At 59.7% G+C, this 19,227-nt stretch carries 18 protein-coding genes and 2 pseudogenes; 10 read left to right on the top strand and 10 right to left on the bottom strand.

Features of this window, described 5'->3' with window-relative positions; translation table 11 throughout:
• The first annotated feature begins 421 nt into the window (after positions 1-421).
• Both P0D84_RS41020 and P0D84_RS41015 read left to right on the top strand, forming a co-directional pair.
• The gene (locus tag P0D84_RS41020) at positions 422-1,366 is read left to right on the top strand and encodes a metallophosphoesterase family protein (protein WP_408347972.1); all 945 of its coding nucleotides are present in this window, start codon (positions 422-424) and stop codon (positions 1,364-1,366) included.
• Between the two features lie 86 nt (positions 1,367-1,452).
• Positions 1,453-1,746 carry a cupredoxin domain-containing protein gene (locus P0D84_RS41015; protein WP_408349737.1) on the top strand — a complete coding sequence of 98 codons (294 nt, stop codon included), beginning with the start codon at positions 1,453-1,455 and terminating at the stop codon, positions 1,744-1,746.
• A 686-nt stretch (positions 1,747-2,432) separates the two neighbouring features.
• Here the strand turns inward: P0D84_RS41015 and P0D84_RS41010 are convergent.
• From P0D84_RS41010 to P0D84_RS41000, 3 genes are all read right to left on the bottom strand, one after another.
• Entirely contained in the window at positions 2,433-2,942 is a 510-nt protein-coding gene (locus P0D84_RS41010; RefSeq protein WP_408347969.1) for a DUF1269 domain-containing protein, read from the bottom strand.
• Between the two features lie 124 nt (positions 2,943-3,066).
• Entirely contained in the window at positions 3,067-3,387 is a 321-nt protein-coding gene (locus tag P0D84_RS41005; RefSeq protein ID WP_408347966.1) for a DUF4148 domain-containing protein, read from the bottom strand.
• 139 nt (positions 3,388-3,526) lie between these two features.
• Positions 3,527-3,772 carry a DUF4148 domain-containing protein gene (locus P0D84_RS41000; protein WP_408347963.1) on the bottom strand — a complete coding sequence of 82 codons (246 nt, stop codon included), beginning with the start codon at positions 3,770-3,772 and terminating at the stop codon, positions 3,527-3,529.
• Positions 3,773-4,360: 588 nt separating this feature from the next.
• On the opposite strand from P0D84_RS41000, the gene P0D84_RS40995 reads away from it, so the two are divergent.
• Both P0D84_RS40995 and P0D84_RS40990 read left to right on the top strand, forming a co-directional pair.
• Positions 4,361-4,753, top strand: a complete 393-nt coding sequence (locus tag P0D84_RS40995; protein WP_408347961.1) for a sigma-70 family RNA polymerase sigma factor — start codon at positions 4,361-4,363, stop codon at positions 4,751-4,753.
• A gap of 37 nt (positions 4,754-4,790) precedes the next feature.
• Positions 4,791-5,000, top strand: coding sequence for an anti-sigma factor (locus tag P0D84_RS40990; RefSeq protein ID WP_408347958.1), 210 nt, complete (start codon positions 4,791-4,793; stop codon positions 4,998-5,000).
• 6 nt (positions 5,001-5,006) lie between these two features.
• Here P0D84_RS40990 and P0D84_RS40985 read toward each other — a convergent pair whose 3' ends face one another.
• Both P0D84_RS40985 and P0D84_RS40980 read right to left on the bottom strand, forming a co-directional pair.
• The gene (locus P0D84_RS40985) at positions 5,007-6,662 is read right to left on the bottom strand and encodes an adenylate/guanylate cyclase domain-containing protein (protein WP_408347955.1); all 1,656 of its coding nucleotides are present in this window, start codon (positions 6,660-6,662) and stop codon (positions 5,007-5,009) included.
• A 570-nt stretch (positions 6,663-7,232) separates the two neighbouring features.
• Positions 7,233-7,424, bottom strand: coding sequence for a hypothetical protein (locus P0D84_RS40980; protein ID WP_408347952.1), 192 nt, complete (start codon positions 7,422-7,424; stop codon positions 7,233-7,235).
• 476 nt (positions 7,425-7,900) lie between these two features.
• Here P0D84_RS40980 and P0D84_RS40975 point away from each other — a divergent pair, with 476 nt between their 5' ends.
• Positions 7,901-8,173 (top strand): DUF4148 domain-containing protein, encoded by a 273-nt coding sequence (locus P0D84_RS40975; RefSeq protein ID WP_408347949.1) that lies wholly within the window; start codon positions 7,901-7,903, stop codon positions 8,171-8,173.
• A gap of 213 nt (positions 8,174-8,386) precedes the next feature.
• Positions 8,387-8,638 (top strand): annotated as a pseudogene (locus P0D84_RS40970) (Tn3 family transposase); the annotation flags it as partial.
• Positions 8,639-9,020: 382 nt separating this feature from the next.
• Here P0D84_RS40970 and P0D84_RS40965 read toward each other — a convergent pair.
• The 4 genes and pseudogenes from P0D84_RS40965 to P0D84_RS40950 all read right to left on the bottom strand — a co-directional run.
• Positions 9,021-9,209 (bottom strand): annotated as a pseudogene (locus P0D84_RS40965) (FUSC family protein); the annotation flags it as partial.
• Positions 9,210-9,268: 59 nt separating this feature from the next.
• Positions 9,269-10,000 carry an IS6 family transposase gene (locus P0D84_RS40960; RefSeq protein ID WP_408347946.1) on the bottom strand — a complete coding sequence of 244 codons (732 nt, stop codon included), beginning with the start codon at positions 9,998-10,000 and terminating at the stop codon, positions 9,269-9,271.
• 290 nt (positions 10,001-10,290) lie between these two features.
• A complete protein-coding gene (locus tag P0D84_RS40955) occupies positions 10,291-11,949 on the bottom strand; it encodes an NRAMP family divalent metal transporter (RefSeq protein ID WP_408347943.1) in 1,659 nt (552 codons plus the stop codon).
• A 118-nt stretch (positions 11,950-12,067) separates the two neighbouring features.
• Positions 12,068-12,208, bottom strand: a complete 141-nt coding sequence (locus P0D84_RS40950; RefSeq protein ID WP_408347940.1) for a hypothetical protein — start codon at positions 12,206-12,208, stop codon at positions 12,068-12,070.
• A 999-nt stretch (positions 12,209-13,207) separates the two neighbouring features.
• Between P0D84_RS40950 and P0D84_RS40945 the strand changes: the two genes are divergently transcribed.
• The 4 genes from P0D84_RS40945 (at position 13,208) to P0D84_RS40930 (ending at position 17,054) form a co-directional block, all read left to right on the top strand.
• Positions 13,208-13,633: a hypothetical protein gene (locus P0D84_RS40945; RefSeq protein WP_408347937.1), complete on the top strand. Its 426-nt coding sequence runs from the start codon at positions 13,208-13,210 to the stop codon at positions 13,631-13,633.
• Positions 13,634-13,725: 92 nt separating this feature from the next.
• A complete protein-coding gene (locus P0D84_RS40940) occupies positions 13,726-15,234 on the top strand; it encodes a carbohydrate porin (protein ID WP_408347934.1) in 1,509 nt (502 codons plus the stop codon).
• A 191-nt stretch (positions 15,235-15,425) separates the two neighbouring features.
• The gene (locus tag P0D84_RS40935) at positions 15,426-16,553 is read left to right on the top strand and encodes a VIT1/CCC1 transporter family protein (RefSeq protein WP_408347932.1); all 1,128 of its coding nucleotides are present in this window, start codon (positions 15,426-15,428) and stop codon (positions 16,551-16,553) included.
• 123 nt (positions 16,554-16,676) lie between these two features.
• Positions 16,677-17,054, top strand: a complete 378-nt coding sequence (locus P0D84_RS40930) for a hypothetical protein (protein ID WP_408347930.1) — start codon at positions 16,677-16,679, stop codon at positions 17,052-17,054.
• 54 nt (positions 17,055-17,108) lie between these two features.
• Here the strand turns inward: P0D84_RS40930 and P0D84_RS40925 are convergent, their stop codons facing one another.
• Positions 17,109-19,007: a potassium transporter Kup gene (locus P0D84_RS40925; protein WP_408347927.1), complete on the bottom strand. Its 1,899-nt coding sequence runs from the start codon at positions 19,005-19,007 to the stop codon at positions 17,109-17,111.
• Positions 19,008-19,227 lie beyond the last annotated feature (220 nt).

Genomic DNA, 19,227 nt, shown 5'->3' with positions numbered 1-19,227 from the left:
CGAGGGACGGGCATGCAGAAACGGTGACAGCGGCAAACTTCTTCTATGCGGACTCCTGAGCGTGATGTGCGATATGCAATCTAGACGCCGTTTCGTCGCTGGATATTCCCGCGCCGTCAAATAACACATTTGACCGACCGGGAAAATACTTCACTGTCGGCTCGCGAGCATCAGGTGGAGAGGCGAAATTTGCCACCGATTCTGGTCACGTCACCATTACGTGCGCGCCAATGTCACCCTGGCGCGCGGCCACTGCAGCCAACCATGGCGTGAACCGGTTGCGCCGAGCCCACGACGACATTGGAAATGTGCGGCGGCCTGGAATAAAACGGATGACCCGGCAGTCTACGCATTGAAGTCAGTCGGGATGCCCGCCGGATAATCTGGCGGTCTACCTCCTGAACCTAATCGTGAGGGCACCATGTCGTCAGATCTTCCATCCGATCCGTCGCGCCGCGGCGCGTTGAAATGTCTCGCCTTCGGTGGCGTAGGCACCGTGTTTGTCCTGGCCGGCGGTATTCTCACGCCGGTGGAATTAGCCCTCGCCGCCGCAGCGAAGGATTCGTCAGGTGCCTCGGGTGTTCCCCTGTTCCTGCAGATCAGCGACTCTCATATAGGCTTCAACAAGGAAGCCAATCCGGATGTCGCCGGTACGCTCAAACAGACGATTGATTTTGTCAACGCCATGCCGGTCAAGCCGGCGCTGACGATTCACACAGGTGACATTACCCATCTTTCCAAACCGGCAGAGTTCGACCTCGCGGCCCAATTGCTGTCGGGCCTGAATATCACCGAGTTGCATACCGTGCCCGGCGAGCACGATGTGACCGACGGCCCTGGCACCGAATATTTCAACCGTTTCGGGCAAGCCTCGGACAACAAAGGCTATTACAGCTTCGACCACAATGGGGTGCACTTCATCGGGCTCGTCAACGTCATGCATTTCAAGCCGAACGGGTTGGGAGGTCTGGGCGACGACCAGCTCACCTGGCTGGAAAATGATCTGAAGGGGCGCTCGTCCAGCACGCCGATCGTCGTCTTTGCGCACATGCCGATGTGGACCATTTACGAACCGTGGGGGTGGGGCACCGGCGATGCTGGCCAGGCGATGAGCTATCTGAAGCGCTTTGGTTCGGTCACCGTCCTGAATGGGCATATCCATCAGATCGTGTCGAAGGTGGAGGGGAATATCACCTTCCATACAGCGCGCTCGACGGCGTATCCGCAACCGACGGCCGGCAATGGCCCCGGCCCCATGCCCCTGACGGTGGCGAGCGATCAGCTTCCGAAGATGCTTGGCGTGACCACTATCAAGATCGCGCGCCACCCGCTGAAGGCGACACTTACCGACACGGCACTCGTCTGAATTGCCACACCATGCTATCAACCAGGAGCCATATCATGCCAACCACTACCCTTCGCCGCGCCATTGCGATCTCCGCTGGCGCCGCGATGGTCATGGCTGCATCGGCTCACTTCTCGGCTGTGCAAGCGCAGGAGTCGAATGCCGTCGTGATAAAGAATTTCATGTTTTCGCCGATGTCCCTCACGGTTAAGGCCGGCTCGACCGTGACCTGGAAAAATCTCGATGGCGAGCCGCATGCGGTTGTCAACGATGCCGGCCTGTTCCACTCCGGCGCGCTTGATCAGAACGACACCTTTCAGTTCAAGTTCGATAAACCTGGTGTCTACAACGTATTCTGCGGCATTCACCCGTATATGAAAGAGACGATTACCGTGAAATAGGTGCACTCTCTCCCGGAACTCATGCCGCCGGAGGTTGAGCAACTGTCCGGAAGGAGGCGCGAGAACGCGGTGTTCACGAAATTGACAATGGGATCCTGGCAGCGCTCACGGCATTCCCTTGGGTAGCGAGTGTGCGACAAAATTATAGTGAGTAGTGTGTTTAGCGCACGTGCGCCACCGCTCGTACGCAATATGTTCAGCTCGCCCAGCTTGATGGCTATCTGGCTCGTGCGAGCGATCCTCCACTTGGCAATACGGTGATGTGGCAAGGCATGAGACGGCTAACGGACATGCAGCTCGGTTACGAACTCGCGATGAAAAGAAACGGGTGCGAACAGACTGGGCTGAATCCGACCCTCCCGGGGCGTGCTCGGCAGCAAGCGGCATATCGCAGTGGACCGTCGGGGGTACTCCGCTGATGCCTGTGGTCGCTGGCGCGGCACGAACCGGCATGAAGCGAAAGTGCTCGAGGCCGTACTCGATGGGAATACGACTCTGCGCATTGCAGGGAGTCGCGGCGGCGACGCGCCACCACCGCACGTATCGCTCGCCGTGGTATCGAGAATACCGAGAAGCTCCGGACGATGCCCCGCGCCGCACGACGACGAGCTTTCTGTCGTTCATATTGGTCCGCACATCATGGCGGATCGCGTCATTGCGACAGAGCCGGATGGCGTGACGCGGCGTCACGGAAACGCAGGAATCGTCGGGTCCGTTCCCTGGATGTCGGCCTCGGAGTGACGCACCTTGATCACCTCTTCGATTTCTTCGACGCGACCTTTCGCGACGTCGACCATCATCAGCAGTTCGCCTTTTTCTATAGCGTGTTCAAAGCGCTTGAGTCGCGTACTCGGTACATCGACGCCAATCATCGTCGCCGTCCATGCACCAAAGCCGGCGCCACAGAGCGTGATCGCCACGACCGCGCCGCCTGCGATCGTCAGGCCAGCCGGCGGGAACGCCAGTGCGACCAGTCCGGCCAGCATCCCCGTGAAGCAGCCCATCGTCGTCCCTCTCGCGAGGGCGGGCAACAGATCGCTGCGTTGCGCCAGGGTAGCTTCCGGCAAATCCTTAAGGGGCACATTATGATTGGCGATCACGTGGATATGTCGCCACTCGACCCGCAACAACAGAAGTTCGTTGATGACCGTATGTGCACTATGCACATTCGGTAACAGAAAATAGATACGTCTCATGTCCTTCTCCCGGACGGTGGTTCACCAGTCCCAAAGCATCGTGAAGGTGTCTTGCGTGTACGGCAACTCGAGCGAGGTTAGTAGCCCCGCATATGCCGGACTATCATCATCGGCCTCTGCCGAATCATGGCGTCGGCGTTGTCGGTCCGGTCTGGACTACCCCTGCTACTGCATTTCTTTCCGCTTGATGTTTGGCTGCAACCTTTGCTTCCGCGGCCTGAATATCGGTCGGGTAATCAACATCGTCGCCCAGGGCCGGGTTATACCCGGCCGCCTCCAGTTCTTCGAGTTCATGTCGCACTTCCGCGCGAGTGAGCCGATGCGCGGCAGGGGCTGACGAAGTTTGCGCATACACGCTGGCCGAAGTTGCCATCAGCACCGCACCCGCGACAACCAGCGCACGTAGTGGCCGGTCAACAAACTGATTCATCGAATCCGATTTCATAGTAGTGCTCCTTGCTTCTTGGGATGCTTATTCGCGCGAGGATCGGCCTGGGCTGCACATGATGCGAGCGGTGGTGAACGGACGGGACGCATGCGTGCCGTCATCCGCCAAGGAAGTTCAGCCGGGACGAAACGCGGGTTCAATTGGCATTGCTGTCCGTCATAATTGCGCGCTGTTTCGCAAGATGCTCCTGCTTCATGCGAGCGACCTGCGCCGCGAAGATCGGATTGACATCCGGGTACGAGGTATCGGTGACATAGTTCAGGCCGTTCTGCTGCGCATCGATCAGTTCCTGATAGACCTCGGCGCGTGTCTGGCTCTGCGCAAATGCGCCCGATAACATGAGAACGGACAGCGACATGGCGGCAATGGTGAGCTTGTTCATTTCCGACTCCTGATGATAGTGTGCGGTACGCAATGAGTAGACGCTGCTTCGTCATCGGATATTCCCGAATATTCGATGAAAGCATTGGCTTGACTGTCCGCGTCAGCTTGCGATCGGCGACATATATCGGATGGCTGGTCGGGGTGATGTCGGCCGTCCGCGGGGGTTTCGCCGTTCCACGGGCAGGGTTGCATTCGCGGGGGAGAGAGTGCGTCGCTGTGACCTTCAGCGCGGATACAATGTCTTTGAAGTCACTCATCCGTCTGCCCGCGCTCGAGGGCGCCGCCAGCCGGTATGGGAAAATTTAGACGAGGGGCGTCGGATCGTGCATCGGACCGGGCATGGGGAGGACGTGACTGGCGGCTCAAGCCGGAGATAATCCGCGGCGGCGGGCTTGGTTAGCTTGATGAAATTGCATCAGGCGGGGCGTTTCCCCAAGGTTTCTCCGCGCACGTGTATCGATAAAATGACCTCCGCGTGCTAAGCCAGAGTAATACGGAGCGATTTTGACAGGCGGGGAATAAGAACGACGTGCTGGCGGTCTTATAACTGTCGGTCACGGATTGCGGTTACTGCAGGAATTTCACAATGACCGATCCAGTCAGCGCGCAGCGCTTTGAGAAGCTCGTGTTACCTCATATGAATTCGGCCTTCAATGTTGCGCGATGGCTGACGCATAACGACCAGGATGCCAAGGACGTGGTGCAGGAGGCGTATCTGCGCGCGTTCCGGTTTTTTGGCGGATTTCGCGGCGACGATGCCCGCGCCTGGTTGCTAAGCATCGTGCGCAACACTTTCTACACCTGGTATCAGCAGAACCGGGGCCACGCACCGGATACGCTGGAGTTTGAGGAAGACATGCATAGCCTTGAGACGAGTACCGCTGATCACGACGACAGTCCTGAAGCGATGCTCATACGCAGCCAGAGCCAGAAGCGGGTGCAAAAGGCATTGCAGAGTCTGCGTCTGGAATACCGTTAGGTGATCGTGCTGCGGGAGCTGGAAGAATTGTCGTACCGTGATGGTCTATCGGTACAAGCTGCACCCGATCAATCTTTATGTGTGGCCGGGCGACGACGCGGGCGCCACGCCTCATATCTACCAGCGGCAGGGCTATCACCTCGCGCACTGGAGTGCTGCAGGAATGAATTACTGGGCAATTACCGATGCCGGGGACACGGAACTGAACGGCTTCATCTCGGACCTGCGAGCGCATCCCGCTTCCTAGCTGGCGTCAGGCCTGAGGCATCTGGGACGCCTTGGACAGCACGCGAACGGGAACCGGGCCGGGGCGGCCTTTCAGGTGTGCATCAAGCTGCGGCAGGTCTCCCGCCGAAACGCCGGCACGCTGGAACACCTGTTCGGACACGATAGCGTCGCAAGCTATTTCTTTTGTCAGTTCCTCAAGTCTTGAGGCCACGTTCAGTGGGTCACCAATTGCCGTGAATGTCGCATGCTCGCGAAAGCCAATCTCACCCATCACGGCCCGGCCGCAATGCAATCCAATGCCAAACCGGATAGGCGTTTGCAACTGCTGCTCGAGCGCAGCGTTGAGTTGATCAATGTTGGCCGCCACCAACGGCACTGCGCAGAGCGCCTGGCGGCAGGCAATGGCTGGCTCGCTGCGTAAGCCAAAGATCGCGAGCACAGCGTCGCCCATGAACTGGTTTGGCATACCACCCGACTGGACTACCGCGGCACAGACAGCGCTCAGGAAGCGACTGACTACGAATATACTGTCGAACGGCAGTTGTGCTGCCGCAAGCTGTGTAGAACCCCGCATGTCCACGAACATGAACGCTGCGAATCGCTCTTGCGGCATGACGTCCCGCTGACGCCGTTGCAGGAAGGCCGTGGATGCGGCCGGCGGCACAAGTGGCCATACGGAGAGATCATGGATCGGCCGCAACTGGCACGCAAGACGCACTGTCTGATAGTCAGCGCCCAGTCGCTCCAGGACACGCCGCTCCGCCTCGGCCGGCGTGGGCAGCGGTACATCGCTGAGCACGCGCACCCTACACAATGTACATCGGGCACGCCCACCGCACGTGCTGGCATGGGGAACGCCCGCCATCCGGCTAGCTTCTAGCACCGAAAATCCGAGCGGCGCGAATACCTTGTGTCCGTCTGGATATAAGATGCAGAGCTGTCCGTGCCGGCGCTCACGGATCGTGCGCAGCAGCCGCGCTCCAAGTACCAACAGTAGCGCACCACCATCGAAGAGCAAAAAATCGTTGCGCAGATCGGCGAGCCAGAGATTTTGCAATCCCGTGCCGACGACCGCCGGCCGAATCGCCGCAGCGCGCCAGACGGGATCCTGCGCAAGCGCGATCACTTCCCGTCCGCCTTGCAGGAAACCTAGCAGAGCGAGCACCGGGAGCAGCACGGCGACGCTCAGCAACACGCTCCGCCACGTCCCAAACCATGGCTTCAACCGCAACCAGAACCAGACGCCACAACACCCATGCGACCAGGCGACCACCAGCAGAATCAGCTGCGCCCGGCCGAAGAACGGCGAAGCAATCCAGAACGAGTACAACAACTGCGCGTAACCCTTGTTCAGGCCGAACGCGGCAAATGCTATCCGCGTATTGGCGAGATGGTTGGCTAGCAGCGGTGGAATGCACAAGCCGAGAACGAGCTGCGTCACCTCACCCCGATTCCAATGCACTGACCGGCGCTCATACAGAGCCCACAGACCCAGGAAGAAATGCGTCACGAGCGCGCTGTACAGTACGCCTGTTCCAAGCCATCCCTGCCAGATGGACTTCTGTACAAGCAGACCACGCTCTAGCCACGCGAGCGAGATATTCCCCAGCGAGTGATTCAGGAGATGTGTCCCTACATAGGTGAACAGCACCAGTCCGGTGGTCAGCCGAACTGATCGCACTCCCGCCGGCCGCCATCTTTGAAAACTGGGAAAGCGCGACATACTCTGCTGTTCACCCTCTAGATCAGAGGCATTTCGTTGGGAGATCGGCCGGAGGGGTTCGGTTCGATGTGGTTGCAACGCGTGTTTAGTCATGCATCCATCGTCCTGCCGCCAAGATCGTCGAGCTGGATCTTTCGATGCGTGCCTTCAGGAATATTACTATTGCCGATCAGGCGACTGACGGAACTGAGAGCGCGCGACTCACGCATTGGCGATGAGTTGAACAACATCTAGTTTATACGGTTCAGGATTTCCGCCGATGATCGCACCGGTCCGCGGCGCTCAATCGGATTGAGGTGCGCGATCAGCAGTATTTCATGGGCCGAAAAGCATTCGCCGTCTCGCGTCCAGCCAGTTGTCTCTTCTTCGCTGGCAATTGCGTTGTCCTTGCGTTTTCCGTACAACAAGTCAGTTGCGTGTTGTCGGGGAACAATGGGGCAGGAATTATCCCCGCTATTTCATCCGCGCAACAGATCCGGAGCCGCTAGTAGGTGTCCTGCCCTACAGTGCTCATCGTGCGGCTTTCCCTCATGAGTGGCAGATAGACGGTCGCACGCGCATCGGATTGCCTTTCGAGCCCGCTTTGGAGTGACGTACTGCCTCAGCAAATCGCTCCAACGCCGATAGCGAACCGCAAGCGCTCCGATATTCCTCCCGCCCGATTTTGCCGTCGAGGATGACTGTCATTCCCGATGCACGGGCCATGTCGATGATGTCCATTTCGATCACCTCCTTCGTGTTTTCCTGCTTGCAAGACCGTCGGTTAGGCCCGGTTATTCCTGGATTCAACCGGCTGCCAGACCTGCCAGGGTGATGCTCCGCGCAAGCCTGGCACCCGTCATGACGACGATCCCGTGCTAAAGGCGACGCGAAGCAGCGGCCTCCCGCAAGCACGCAAAAGTGATGGCCGCGCGGCCGCTTGTGCAGGACGGTTCGGCTCAGAGGAATGGCTCGGGCAGACCGCGGGGATCCCGCGCAGAGCCATATGTGCAGAGCGAACGCTCTGGAAGAAGTGAGCACCTAAAGTCGCTGATCGGGAATAGAACCGACAATGTTGCGGTTTAACGAGTACACGCCGGACGGTTTGAAACGATCGAGAAGATCTTATGCGACTCGTTCGACGGGACGTTCCAGAAGCGACGGCGTTACCATCGGATATTTTGGATTGCAAAGTAACCTGCGAATTGGAGATTTTGATGAAAAATCTTAGTCTGATTGCGGCTGCTACCCTCGCACTGGGTGCTGCACACGCGAACGCTGGCGACATGGACGTCCCGGCCGGAACCTACGAAAATGCTGCCACCGTGTCGCAAGCGAATCCCTCATCGGCACAACTGGTGGCGCCTATGAAGGTCAACACAGCTTCTTCCGGCAAGACCCGGGCGGAGGTTCGTCAGGAACTGATCCGGGCGGAGCAGGATGGCACGGTGGCACGCTTGAACGCGCTGCTTTATGGCGGAGGAAGCTAGTGTCGCGAGTTAGAAATTCGTAGACAAAATCGCTTGACGCTGGCGAGGATGCGGATTGACGCCATTGAACTGCCGGGCACGCAACCGCGGAACCCCACTACCGAATGGACCCTGGCGATCGACGGAGGTTCGTTCGAGGAAGGGGAAAGGCAGAAACCAGGAGCTTCGAAGTTCTCACCGGACGTCTTGCCGCGCAGCGGTGCAGCCGCTGCACGTGGCCGCGTGAGTGTGGACAAACTCGAAACGGCCCAGCGCGAACTGATCGAGCTTTCGCTGCGTCTCGATCTGCCGAAATACTGGGGCGACGGCAAGAGGGTCGCCGCCGATGGCACGCAGTACGATTTTTACGAAAACAATCTGCTCGCCGGTTACCACCATCGTTACCGCAAGATGGGCGCCGTCGCATACCGGCACGTCGCCTGCAATTACATTGCCGTCGTCCGCCACTTCATCCGGCTGGGCATCTGCCATCCGGAGTGCCATTCGGGCCGATCGCGACGGCGCCGGGTCGTGTTGGCATTCGGCCCGCCGACATGCAGGTAGGCGATCGAAGCGGTCAGGCCAGCATTCTGCTACTGGGGAGCGACGCTATCGGCGCTGCTCGGCGGCAACGCATTCCAGCCTTGACACGCCCCGGCAGCAACCGGCCCACGAACCGACACTCGCGGGATCGCGTTGGATGACGGAAGTTCAGCCCATTGCAGACCCTCGCAGGAGCTGTCGAGTACCGCTCAAGCCCGGTATTTGCCATCGAGTTGTTAGGCGGTATGCAGCGTGGAAGCTATCGTTTGACATCGTTGTACGAGCGTTGACGATCGGTGCTCGGCAATTGGGTGGTCGTCGCAGCCTATTTTCCAGAGCCCGAAGATTGGAGTGGAAAAATGATCATGGCGGCAACCAGGCCGAGTGACCCGCCGAGAAGCGTCTCCCAGGCGCGGGCTGCAAGCAGGGGGACTGAGTGCACACCACTTGCCGCAAGCGTCACGATCAACGCAAAAGCGAACGCCGCGCCGGCGATGTCGTAGCGCTCTGGCAAGGGCTTTGTCAAGTTGACGGCTGTAGACTACCTGTTTGGCTGAAGCGTAGTTGTCTTTATTAAATAGCTTTCTGAGATGCGGAAGTGACAGTCGCACCATGCCATGTGGCGAGGCGTTCCTGGAGTACGGCGCGATGACATGCTGCGTCCATCTGATGTCTGGGCAGCGCGAAGTGCTGCCGGATCGGGCCAAAACATGAGAGAAACGCTTGCGTGCGACGCGCATCGCGAAAGCCGCACATCTGGCGTTCGCGCCTGCGGGTCGGCTGGTGGCTGTTCTCGGCACGGTTGTTCACACGTGCAGCCGCCTTGACGAAAACGTGCTTCAAATGAGCGAGTTCAGGAATGTCAGCCTTCGCCGCCGGATAGCTGCGCAACTGGTCCGTCACGATCTTGCGCGGCACCGGGTTTGAACGCAGCACCTTCCGGAAGAAGCGCTTTGCCGCAGCCTTATCGCGCCGTTTTTGCACCAGCACATCGAGCTCAGCGCCGTGCTCGTCGACCGCTCGCCACAACAGATACGGCTCGCCGCGCAGCGTCACGAACATCTCGTCCAGATGCCATATGCTGCCCGGCCTGGGCCTCACCGCTTTGGCGCACCGGGCGAATTCAGCGCCGAATTTGTCGCACCAGCAACGGATCGTTTCGTAAGTGACCACGACACCACGCTCGAGCAACAACTCCTCGACGTCGCGCAGGCTAAGGCTGAACCGGAAATACCACCGAACCGCGCAGCTGATGACGACGGCAGGGAAGCGGTGACCGTGATAAAGCGATTTCGTTTTCTTCATCACTTCATTCTACCGCCGCATCCCCATCAACCTGACAGTGCCCCCAGGACCACGCGACGAGGAGAGCCCACTCAGTGGGGCTGAGTGGCTTGTCCCATAAAATCCGCCGGACGTACGCTATCCGGCCACGGGACCGGTCTGCCGCGAGGCGCATCGAGCGCGCAGAGAGCGTTCGAATCCTGGACACAACATCTACCTTTCGTGCTATGCGGCCTGCGTGCCCGGATAAGGGCAGCAGGCACTGCGCATGAGCGAACGGCTGCAAAGTACTGAACGCACCGGTGTCTGGCTTATTTCAGGAACGTCATCTGCACGACCTTCACAATAACCAGTGCGACAGCCACCAGCAGATAGCCGCGCAGCACGCCCATCCAGACACGTTTGGTCAGCGTGAGATTCGGGGGAGGCAGTTCCTCCAGCGGCGGCATGCGCCAGGTACCGCGCGCGTCTTTCGAATACGTCTGCACCGCACCTTCGGCTGCGCCATCGACCGGTTCATGGCGAAGCTTGCGAATTACCACCGTTGCGGCAAAGCCGGCGACGGCCAGCAATGAGCCACCAGCGAGAATCTCGAGAATCGTTTCCCCAGCGATATCCGGGTACATCACCGAGGCGGTCAGGATGATGGAGAGCATCACCAGCACCCAGACAACGGCACCTGTGAAGAGGTTCAGCTTCTTCGAGTTGACCCACGGACCGAGCACGGCCTTGTCATTGCACAGCAGGAGCAAAAACACCGTAGCGCTGGGCAGCAACACGCCTGCGAGTGTTTGCACCGCTTCGGTCAACAGACCAAGCGGACTTCCCGGAATCAGAACCAGCGCTGCAGCGGCGGCAACGATGCCGAAGTAGACGAGATAGAAACCCTTTGCGTCCGACACGCTGCGATGCAGCGAGTGGCGAATCTTGAATACGTCGCCGATGGCGTATGCGGTCGACAGCGACACTGCAGCGGCGCCGATAATGCAGGCGTCAAACAGGGCCACTGCAAAGAGGACGGCCGACGTCCGGCCCGCATATTTTTCAAGGCCCGCCATAATGCCACCCGCGTCCGTGAAATTGCCGAACTCGGGCTTGCCAGCGTACAGCGCGGAGCAGAACGAAATCATCGCTACCGCGCCAATCAGTACGAAGACAATGCCAATCCACAGGTCAGCTTTCTCGTAGTTCATGAAACGCGGCGTGATGCGTTTGTCGACGATGTAGCTCTGCTGGAAGAACAGCTGCCACGGCGCCACCGTGGTGCCGACGATGCCGATGACAAGCAGCATCACATCGCTCAGCTTCGAGTGGGCGGGCCAGTTCGGAATGAAGAAGTCGCGCGTCATCTGGCCAACCGGCGGGTGAATCGACACGAGCACAGGCACGAGCAGCAGACTCAACAGGCACAGCACGACTGCAAACCGCTCGAAACGTCTGAAGTTTCCTGTACTGACGGCTGCCATGGTCAGTGCAGCAGCGATGCATACCCCGGCAATCTTCGAAACGCCAAAGAAGTCGAGCACGAATGTGATGCCGATGAACTCGGTCACAATCGTCAGCGCATTAAGGATGAACAGGTCGATGACGCTGAAGGCTCCCCAGAATTTGCCGAAACGCTCGAAGATGAGGCGCGCGTGGCCGACGCCGGTTACGGCACCCAGCCTCAGCACCATTTCCTGGTTGACGAAGAGCACGGGTACCAGCAGCAGCATGGTCCACAGCAAGCTGGTCCCATAGTTCTGCCCCGCCTGTGTGTAGGTGCCGAAGGCGCCCGCATCGTTGTCGCCGACCATTACGATGAGGCCAGGGCCGAGGATAGCCAGCAGTGTACGGAAGCGCGCCCACCAGCTGGTGCGTGGTGCGGTGTCGTGGTGGGCGATGGTGCCCAAGGCGCCCCTGATATCGCCGACGTGCGCCGGGTCAAGCACGGCGCTCCGCGTTGGGGAGACCTGCGTTGGAGTAGACATTTTGCTTTCTTCTCAGAGTCTGATTTTTTTGAAAGGAGTGTGCACCTCTGGCATACGCAAGGGCGTGAGTCGTCGAACGACGGCGTCGCTTGCGTATGACGGAGAAGAGCGCGAGAAATTACGAAATGAGCGTCTTGAGACGCTGCCAGAACGCGGCGAATTTGTGCGCTTCCGGGGCCTGCAGCGCGAGCATGGCGTCGTAGTGGGCGCGCGATTCCTGGACGTGCGGCAGTTGCGACAGGAGGAGGCTGAAGTTCATGATATTTCTCCGGGTGTCTGGCTTAACGGGGCTCACGGAAAGCCAGCAGACACGGAGGTCGAGCGCATCATGCGCGCAGCAACAAAGGTCTACTCGCTTTCCTCGGGAAAAAGGAAAGGTGAGTGGCATATGGGACAACTGTCACTGTCCGGCATGACGGCTCCTTATCGGCGTCTGGTACGCACGTGTTTATTCACGCGTTTGCCCGCGCCAGTGAATCGAAAAGGCGCGACCGCACGCAGCCGCGAGTTGAGGCTCGCGACGCTGTGCCAAACGGACGCACGTAATCGCTGCGGCCATTTGGCTCTAATAGGGGTGCACTGAGAGAGTAACTACGGCGCGCACCGTCTGCCTGCTGGCAGGACGGCGGCTATGAAAGGGAGCGCGGACGTCCTGCCGGTCAGGCAGCGAAAATATTCAAAGGTCGACTACTGCAGGTGTCCAAGGCATCAGCCCCGTTTGTGAAGACCTTTAAATTTTAAGTGCCGCCTGAAGCCGGAGTCAACATGATTCGCTAAGCAGAGCCAATATAATTTTCAATGAACGGATTAGGACCGTTCTATCATTTCAGTGACGGAAAGGCACACGCAAGCATTTGAAATGCAGATGAGAATGTGAAGCAGAACCGTTTGTTTCGTGACTTTTCCGAAGAGATTCAGAGTGCGATGTCTTTTGATTTTTTTGCTTGCCGGCTCGCTCGACAGACGAATACAATCCGCCAGTCTCATCAAAAGGAGTCCCTCGTGGACGCATGCCCTGGTAGTGGAAGTCCGATGCCGGCTCGTGCCGGCGAAGTAACCGCGAGATAGCGACCGCAGGAACATTCCTTCGCCGCTAACTCGCTCTGGTCGGGTTAGCGCGCTTCATCACTGACTGGCTTTCTGCCGGTCTGTCAGCAGCACGCTCCCTTGTTTGACAGCCATTCGCAGGTTTATCTGCGTGGCGCAATCGCGTCTTCATATGTCGCCTGACTTCGTCAGGCTGGACAGGAGTGGGCTTATGTTCGTCAAATCATTTGTAGCGTCTTTGGGTGGCGCGGTGCATGCGCCGCGCCCGATGTCCCTCGTTGCCCGGGCGTTGCCGTCCCACGTCCGCGCGGACTGCGCCGTGCGAGTGGCCGCCTGTGCGGCCCGGGCACATTTCATTGTCGCACTGCCTCCCGACCGGGCGACGGTTGCCCATGCCAGCGGGCTCCCGCAAGCCGGTGGCGCACGCAGGTTCGCAGCCAACCAGTTGCGCCGCGCCGGAAAGATGGCCGCGCGCGCAGCCATTGGCGTTGCCTATGTGGGCAGCCCTTTAACACCAGCCGGCTACGCGATTCTGGCGATGACAGTCGCTGCAGTCGCTCTGGTCGCTATGTTGTCCACCTCGTCCGTCGGTAACGAACTGGGCCGTGCGTTACGACTGAGCTGGTGGTTTTATTGAACGGGGACCGGGTTCACGGTCCCGCCACACTTTGCGTGTCATATCCATAAACGAACGGGTTCATCCGTCAGATAACTTTGCCCCCACTCGTCATGAAGAAAAACCTGAAAACCAGACTGCTGATGTCCGGTGGTCCCATCAGCTTGAGCTTCTTGCTGTCCCTCGGGGTTGTGCCGCCCGCTTTCGCCCAGGCGGCCAGCGAGGGAACGCCTGCCGCAACGCCGGCTCAGACTGAAGCGCCGTCGTCCTCGTCCGGGGCGGACAATCCGGCGGCGAAAGCGGACCAGGCGCCGCCAGCACCGACCGGGTTCTGGGACCGTTCGAACCTGTTCGGCGACATGGGCGGGTTGCGCCCGTGGCTCGGCAACTATGGCGTCACCGTGAACCTGCAGGAAACCAGCGAATATCTGAACAACTTATCCGGCGGCGTGAAGCGCGGTGGCGCCTACGACGGGCTGACCCAACTCGGTGTCGTGGTGGACACGCAAAAGGCGTTCGGGCTGCCGGGCGGCACGTTCAACGTTTCAGCGCTGCAGATTCATGGCACCAACCTCAGCCAGCGCAACCTGCTGACGCTGCAAAGCGCGAGCGGTATCGAAGCCGACGACACGACGCGGCTCTGGGAGCTCTGGTACCAGCAGTCGTTGCTCGCGGGGAAGGTGGATGTGAAGGTCGGGCAGCAGAGTCTCGACCAGGAGTTCATGGTGAGCCAGTACGCGACTCCGTTCATGAACGCGACATTCGGATGGCCCGTGCTGCCGTCAGTCGACATGCCGGCGGGCGGCCCGGCCTATCCGCTCTCGTCGCTGGGCGTGCGGGTACGCGCCAAACCGTCCGACTCGTGGACGGTGCTGGCTGGTGTGTTCGACGGTCATCCGGCGGGTAGTGATGTCGGCGACCCGCAGAAACAGAACAGTCACGGCACGAACTTCAACCTGCACAACAGCGCGCTGTTCATCGGCGAGGTGCAGTATGCAATCAACCAGCCCCCGGCCAGCCCGACGGACGCACAGCCGGGCGGTTTGCCCGGTACGTACAAGCTGGGCTTCTGGTACAACACGCAGCAATTTGCCGACCAGCAGTTCGACAACACCGGCTTGTCGCTTGCGAACCCAGTAAGTACGGGTGTCCCGCAGAGCCACCGGGGTGATTACAGTTTCTACGCCGTGGCCGACCAGATGGTCTGGCGCCCGAGCGCGGACAGTCCGCAATCGGTCGGCGTGTTTGCCAGAGTCATGGGCGCGCCGGGCGACCGTAACCTGGTAGACCTGGGTATAAACGCGGGCGTGACGCTGAAGGCGCCGTTCAAGGGGCGTGACAACGACGTCGTCGGGGTGGCTGTGGGCTACGCGAAGATTGGCTCACATGCACAGGGCCTCGCCGGCGATACGGCCTCGCTTACGACGCAGGGGTATCCGTCGCGCAGCGCTGAGACCCTCATCGAGGCGACCTACCAGTACCAGGTCACACCGTGGTGGCAGTTGCAGGCGGACTTTCAGTACGCGTTCCGGCCCGCAGGCGGCATTCCCAATCCGGACAATCCGTCCCAACGTATCGGCAATGAAGCGGTGGTGGGTGTGCGCACCAATATCGTGTTTTGACCAGTTGCAACTGGGGCCTGCGCCCGTCTCTGCAAGCCGGCGTGCATGCGGGCGTGCATGCGGGCGGACCCAAATCGGCATGAGAACCGTTGGCGTTCTCGGTTAAGGCGCGCTTTAGGGGCTTTGTGATTCAGGGGTCCTGAATCAATTACGCTACGTGGTCGAGAACAAAAATAGGCACGTACTTCACCATGGCATCGAAACAGGAAATAAAGCGTTTCAGGGCAAACCTTTCTGATGAACTTCATAGTGCTGCGTTATACGAAACGCTCGCGAAGGTCGAGGAGGATGGTACCCGCAAGCAGGTGTATAGCGACCTGGCCAAATCAGAGCGCGACCACGCGCAGGTGTGGGCCGAAAAACTGACGGCCAACGGGGTCCACCCGAAGGGGACCGGGCAGGCCGTGAAAACGCGCCTGATGCAGACACTGGTTCACTTTTTCGGCGCGGGTTTCGTATTGCCCACGCTTGCTGCGGCCGAGTACGCAGACCGGAACAAATATCACGGGCAACCGGACGCAGGGCGCATGTCGGCCGACGAGCATCACCACGCCGCAGTGGTCCAGACGCTGGCTCATGGCGGCGACCCGGACATGTCGCAAGGCGCGCGCATTGCAGCAGCGGAGTCATGGCACAAGGGGGTGTCGTCGGGGAACGACCTGCGCGCAGCAGTGCTTGGCGCGAACGATGGCCTCGTCTCCAACTTCTGTCTGATTATGGGCGTGGCGGGTGCGGGAACGGGCAACAAGGCAATCCTGCTGACGGGGCTGGCCGGACTGATTGCCGGCGCGTGCTCGATGGCGCTGGGGGAGTGGCTATCGGTGACCAACGCGCGGGAGCTGGCTAGCACCCAGATTGCCAGGGAAGCCGACGAGCTGGAGAATTCGCCCGAGGCCGAAGAACATGAGCTGGCGCTGATTTATCGCGCCAAGGGTCTCGACGCCGATGAGGCGAAGCGCGTGGCATCGCAGATGATGCGCGACAAGGACAAGGCCCTTGATACGTTGACACGGGAGGAACTTGGACTGGACCCGGCGGAACTGGGCGGGAATCCTTGGTCCGCTGCCGGCGTCTCCTTCTGCCTGTTCTCGGTGGGCGCCATTTTCCCGGCAATGCCCTTCTTGTGGACGCATGGATTCAGCGCCATCGCGCAGTGTATCGTCCTGAGCGCTCTTGCTCTCGCATCCATCGGAGTCTTCACGTCACTGTTTAACGGACGAAGTGCCGCTTTCTCTGCATTGCGGCAGGTCGTCATTGGCCTTGTCGCCGCAGCTTTCACGTTTGGCGTTGGTCGGCTCCTGGGCGTGTCTGTTTCGTAGTGCCTGTCGACCCCGAGACCCCGTCTCGGGTTTCACGAGTCAGTCGCAGGCTCAGCCGGGCGCGCCAGTCGCGGGGGGGGTGATGCGCTGGGCGCGGCGCCAGAGTCGACACCGCGCGCATGCATGAAATTCGGAAGACCTTTAGCGAGGTTCGACATAAAAGCGGCTCCTGGTCTGAAACTCAAGGCGCAACTGACCATCCTGCTGGTGGCCGGATGCATTACCGAGATATGCGTACTGCTACTTTCCATTTTGGCAGGGCTGACCGTGGGAGACATGTCGCCAACCGCTTTCGGTCTGTTTGGCGGGGCAACGGTGTTGCTGGCACATCGATGGGTTCTGGTGGACGTGCGCGAGGCGTTCGATAAAGCGCTCGCGCAACACCACGTAGTGCTGGAAGGCAGTCCACCTCACATCATGCAGATTGCGCGTACCTTTCCAGGGCACTGGCTGGCGATGCTGTACATCCAGTTGCACCCTGAACTGATCGACGAAGGCTGACCAACGCGCGACCCGCTTGCCGTCCGGATTGCACCGCTGAAATGCGCCGGCCCTTCAGAGGTTAATCTGCCCGCCCATTTCCACAACGCGGTTCGCGGGCAGACTGTAGTATTCCGCCGCCTGCGCGGCGTTTCTTGCAAGAAATGCGAAGAGCTTCTCGCGCCATAGCGGCATGGCTCTGCTTGCGCCCGTCGCCATAATTGTGTCGCGCGCCAGGAAGAACGACGTGTCTGCGGGCTCGTACTGCCAGTCGGGCATCTGCTCCTGCGCGAGTTCAAGAATCGCGGGGATGTTTGGAATCTCCATGAAGCCATGATGAACTGTGACGGCATAGCATCCGTGCCCCAGGTCGACGACGGCGGCTTTCCTGTCGTCCGGTACGTGGGGAACGTTGTCCGTCGTGCCGGCAAGAAAGATGTTGACCTGATGCATGACCCCGTTGTGCTTCAGGTTATGCAGGAAGGCGGTCGGCGCCATGTCTACTACGCCACCGGGAAACACAGCCGTGCCGTTGACGCGGGGCGGCGAGTGCTCGCCGCCACACAGGGAATGAATCAATGGCGCCAAAGGCAGGTTGTCGCTTTTCATCCGCTCGACGACCGTTTCGCGTCCCTTGTGCCATGTGGTCATCACGGTGAACAGCACACCGCCCGCGAGCAGGGGGAACCAGCCGCCTTCAAGAACCTTGCTGATATTGCTCGAGACGAACACCGCGTCGACGAGAGCCAGCGGCCCGATAACAGCCAGCGTCCCGAGCGGCTTCCAGTTCCACAGGCAGTGGGTGATGAAGTACATCAGCAAAGTCGTCAGCAGCATCGTCGATGCGACCGCAATGCCATAGGCCGCAGCCAGATTGTCGGAGGACCTGAAGAAGACTACGAGAAACACAACTGCGGCGTAAAGCGAGACATTGATGAACGGTACGTACACCTGTCCTATTTCGTGCGTCGACGTGTGGACTACCGGTATGCGCGGCAGGAACCCGAGCTGGACGGCCTGCTTCGTCATCGAGAACGCGCCGGAAATAACCGCCTGCGACGCGATGATGGTCGCCGCCGTGGCGAGCAGGACGAGCGGAATGAGCGCCCAGCCAGGTGCTGACTCGAAAAAAGGCTGCGCCACCGCCGAAGGCCTTTCGAGGACGAGCGCCGCCTGACCGAAGTAATTCAGGATGAGACTCGGCAGCACGAGCAACAGCCATGCGAGCCGGATTGGCTTTTTGCCAAAGTGGCCCATGTCGGCGTAAAGGGCCTCTCCGCCAGTCAGCGCCAGAAACACCGAGCCCAGAACAACGAACGCCGTCGTTGGCGCATGCGCAACAAACGCGATAGCGTAGACGGGCGACGCGGCTCGCATGATATCGACATGCGTGACGATATGAGATAGGCCAAGTGCTGCCAGGGTCACGAACCATAGAATCATCACCGGTCCGAACACTTTTCCGACCGCACCGGTGCCGCGTTTCTGGATTTTGAAAAGGCCCGTGAGAATCACCAGCGAGATGGGAACAATCCATTCGGTCAGGTGGGGGTCCACAAGCGTCACCCCTTCAACAGCTGAGATAACCGATATCGCCGGTGTAATCATCGAATCACCGTAGAACATCGCCGCGCCGAATACGCCGAGCGTCAGCAGAAGGCGGCGCAGTCGCGCCGGGGCCACGCCCGAAGCAAGCGCCGTGAGAGCCAGGATTCCGCCTTCGCCGTCGTTATCGGCGCGCATGACGAAACTGACGTACTTCAGCGTGACGACGATGATTATCGACCACAGAATCAGCGACACGATTCCAAACACATTCAGCTGGGTAATGCCGCCCGCCGCCTTCAGACATTCACGCAGCGTGTAGAGGGGGCTCGTTCCGATATCGCCAAATACAACACCAATAGCGCCGAGCACGAGACCCGGGGCAGCTTTTGTCGCCGGAGACGACGGGCTGATAGCAGACGAAGACATAGGGCCTGTAAGTTGACTGTATGCAAAGACACCGCGCGTTAGAAAAAAGGGGTTGCACACATGGTGCAAGTGGCGCGCCCGCCCCCTCGGCCGGACATCCCCTGCGAAACTGGAAGGGGAGACTTCCAGATTGTCACGCGTGCAAAGTTAAGGGTTTCTTAAGCTTGCGACTGCATGCCGCGCCGGTACGCTAGCCGGAGCAGCAGGAGTGCGAAATCGA

The sequence above is a fragment of the Paraburkholderia sp. RL17-337-BIB-A genome (genome assembly GCF_046025895.1).
In the GTDB taxonomy this organism is placed as follows: domain Bacteria; phylum Pseudomonadota; class Gammaproteobacteria; order Burkholderiales; family Burkholderiaceae; genus Paraburkholderia; species Paraburkholderia fungorum_C.
The sequence above is the reverse complement of the archived record's forward strand: the minus strand, read 5'-3'. Positions and strand labels throughout refer to the sequence as shown.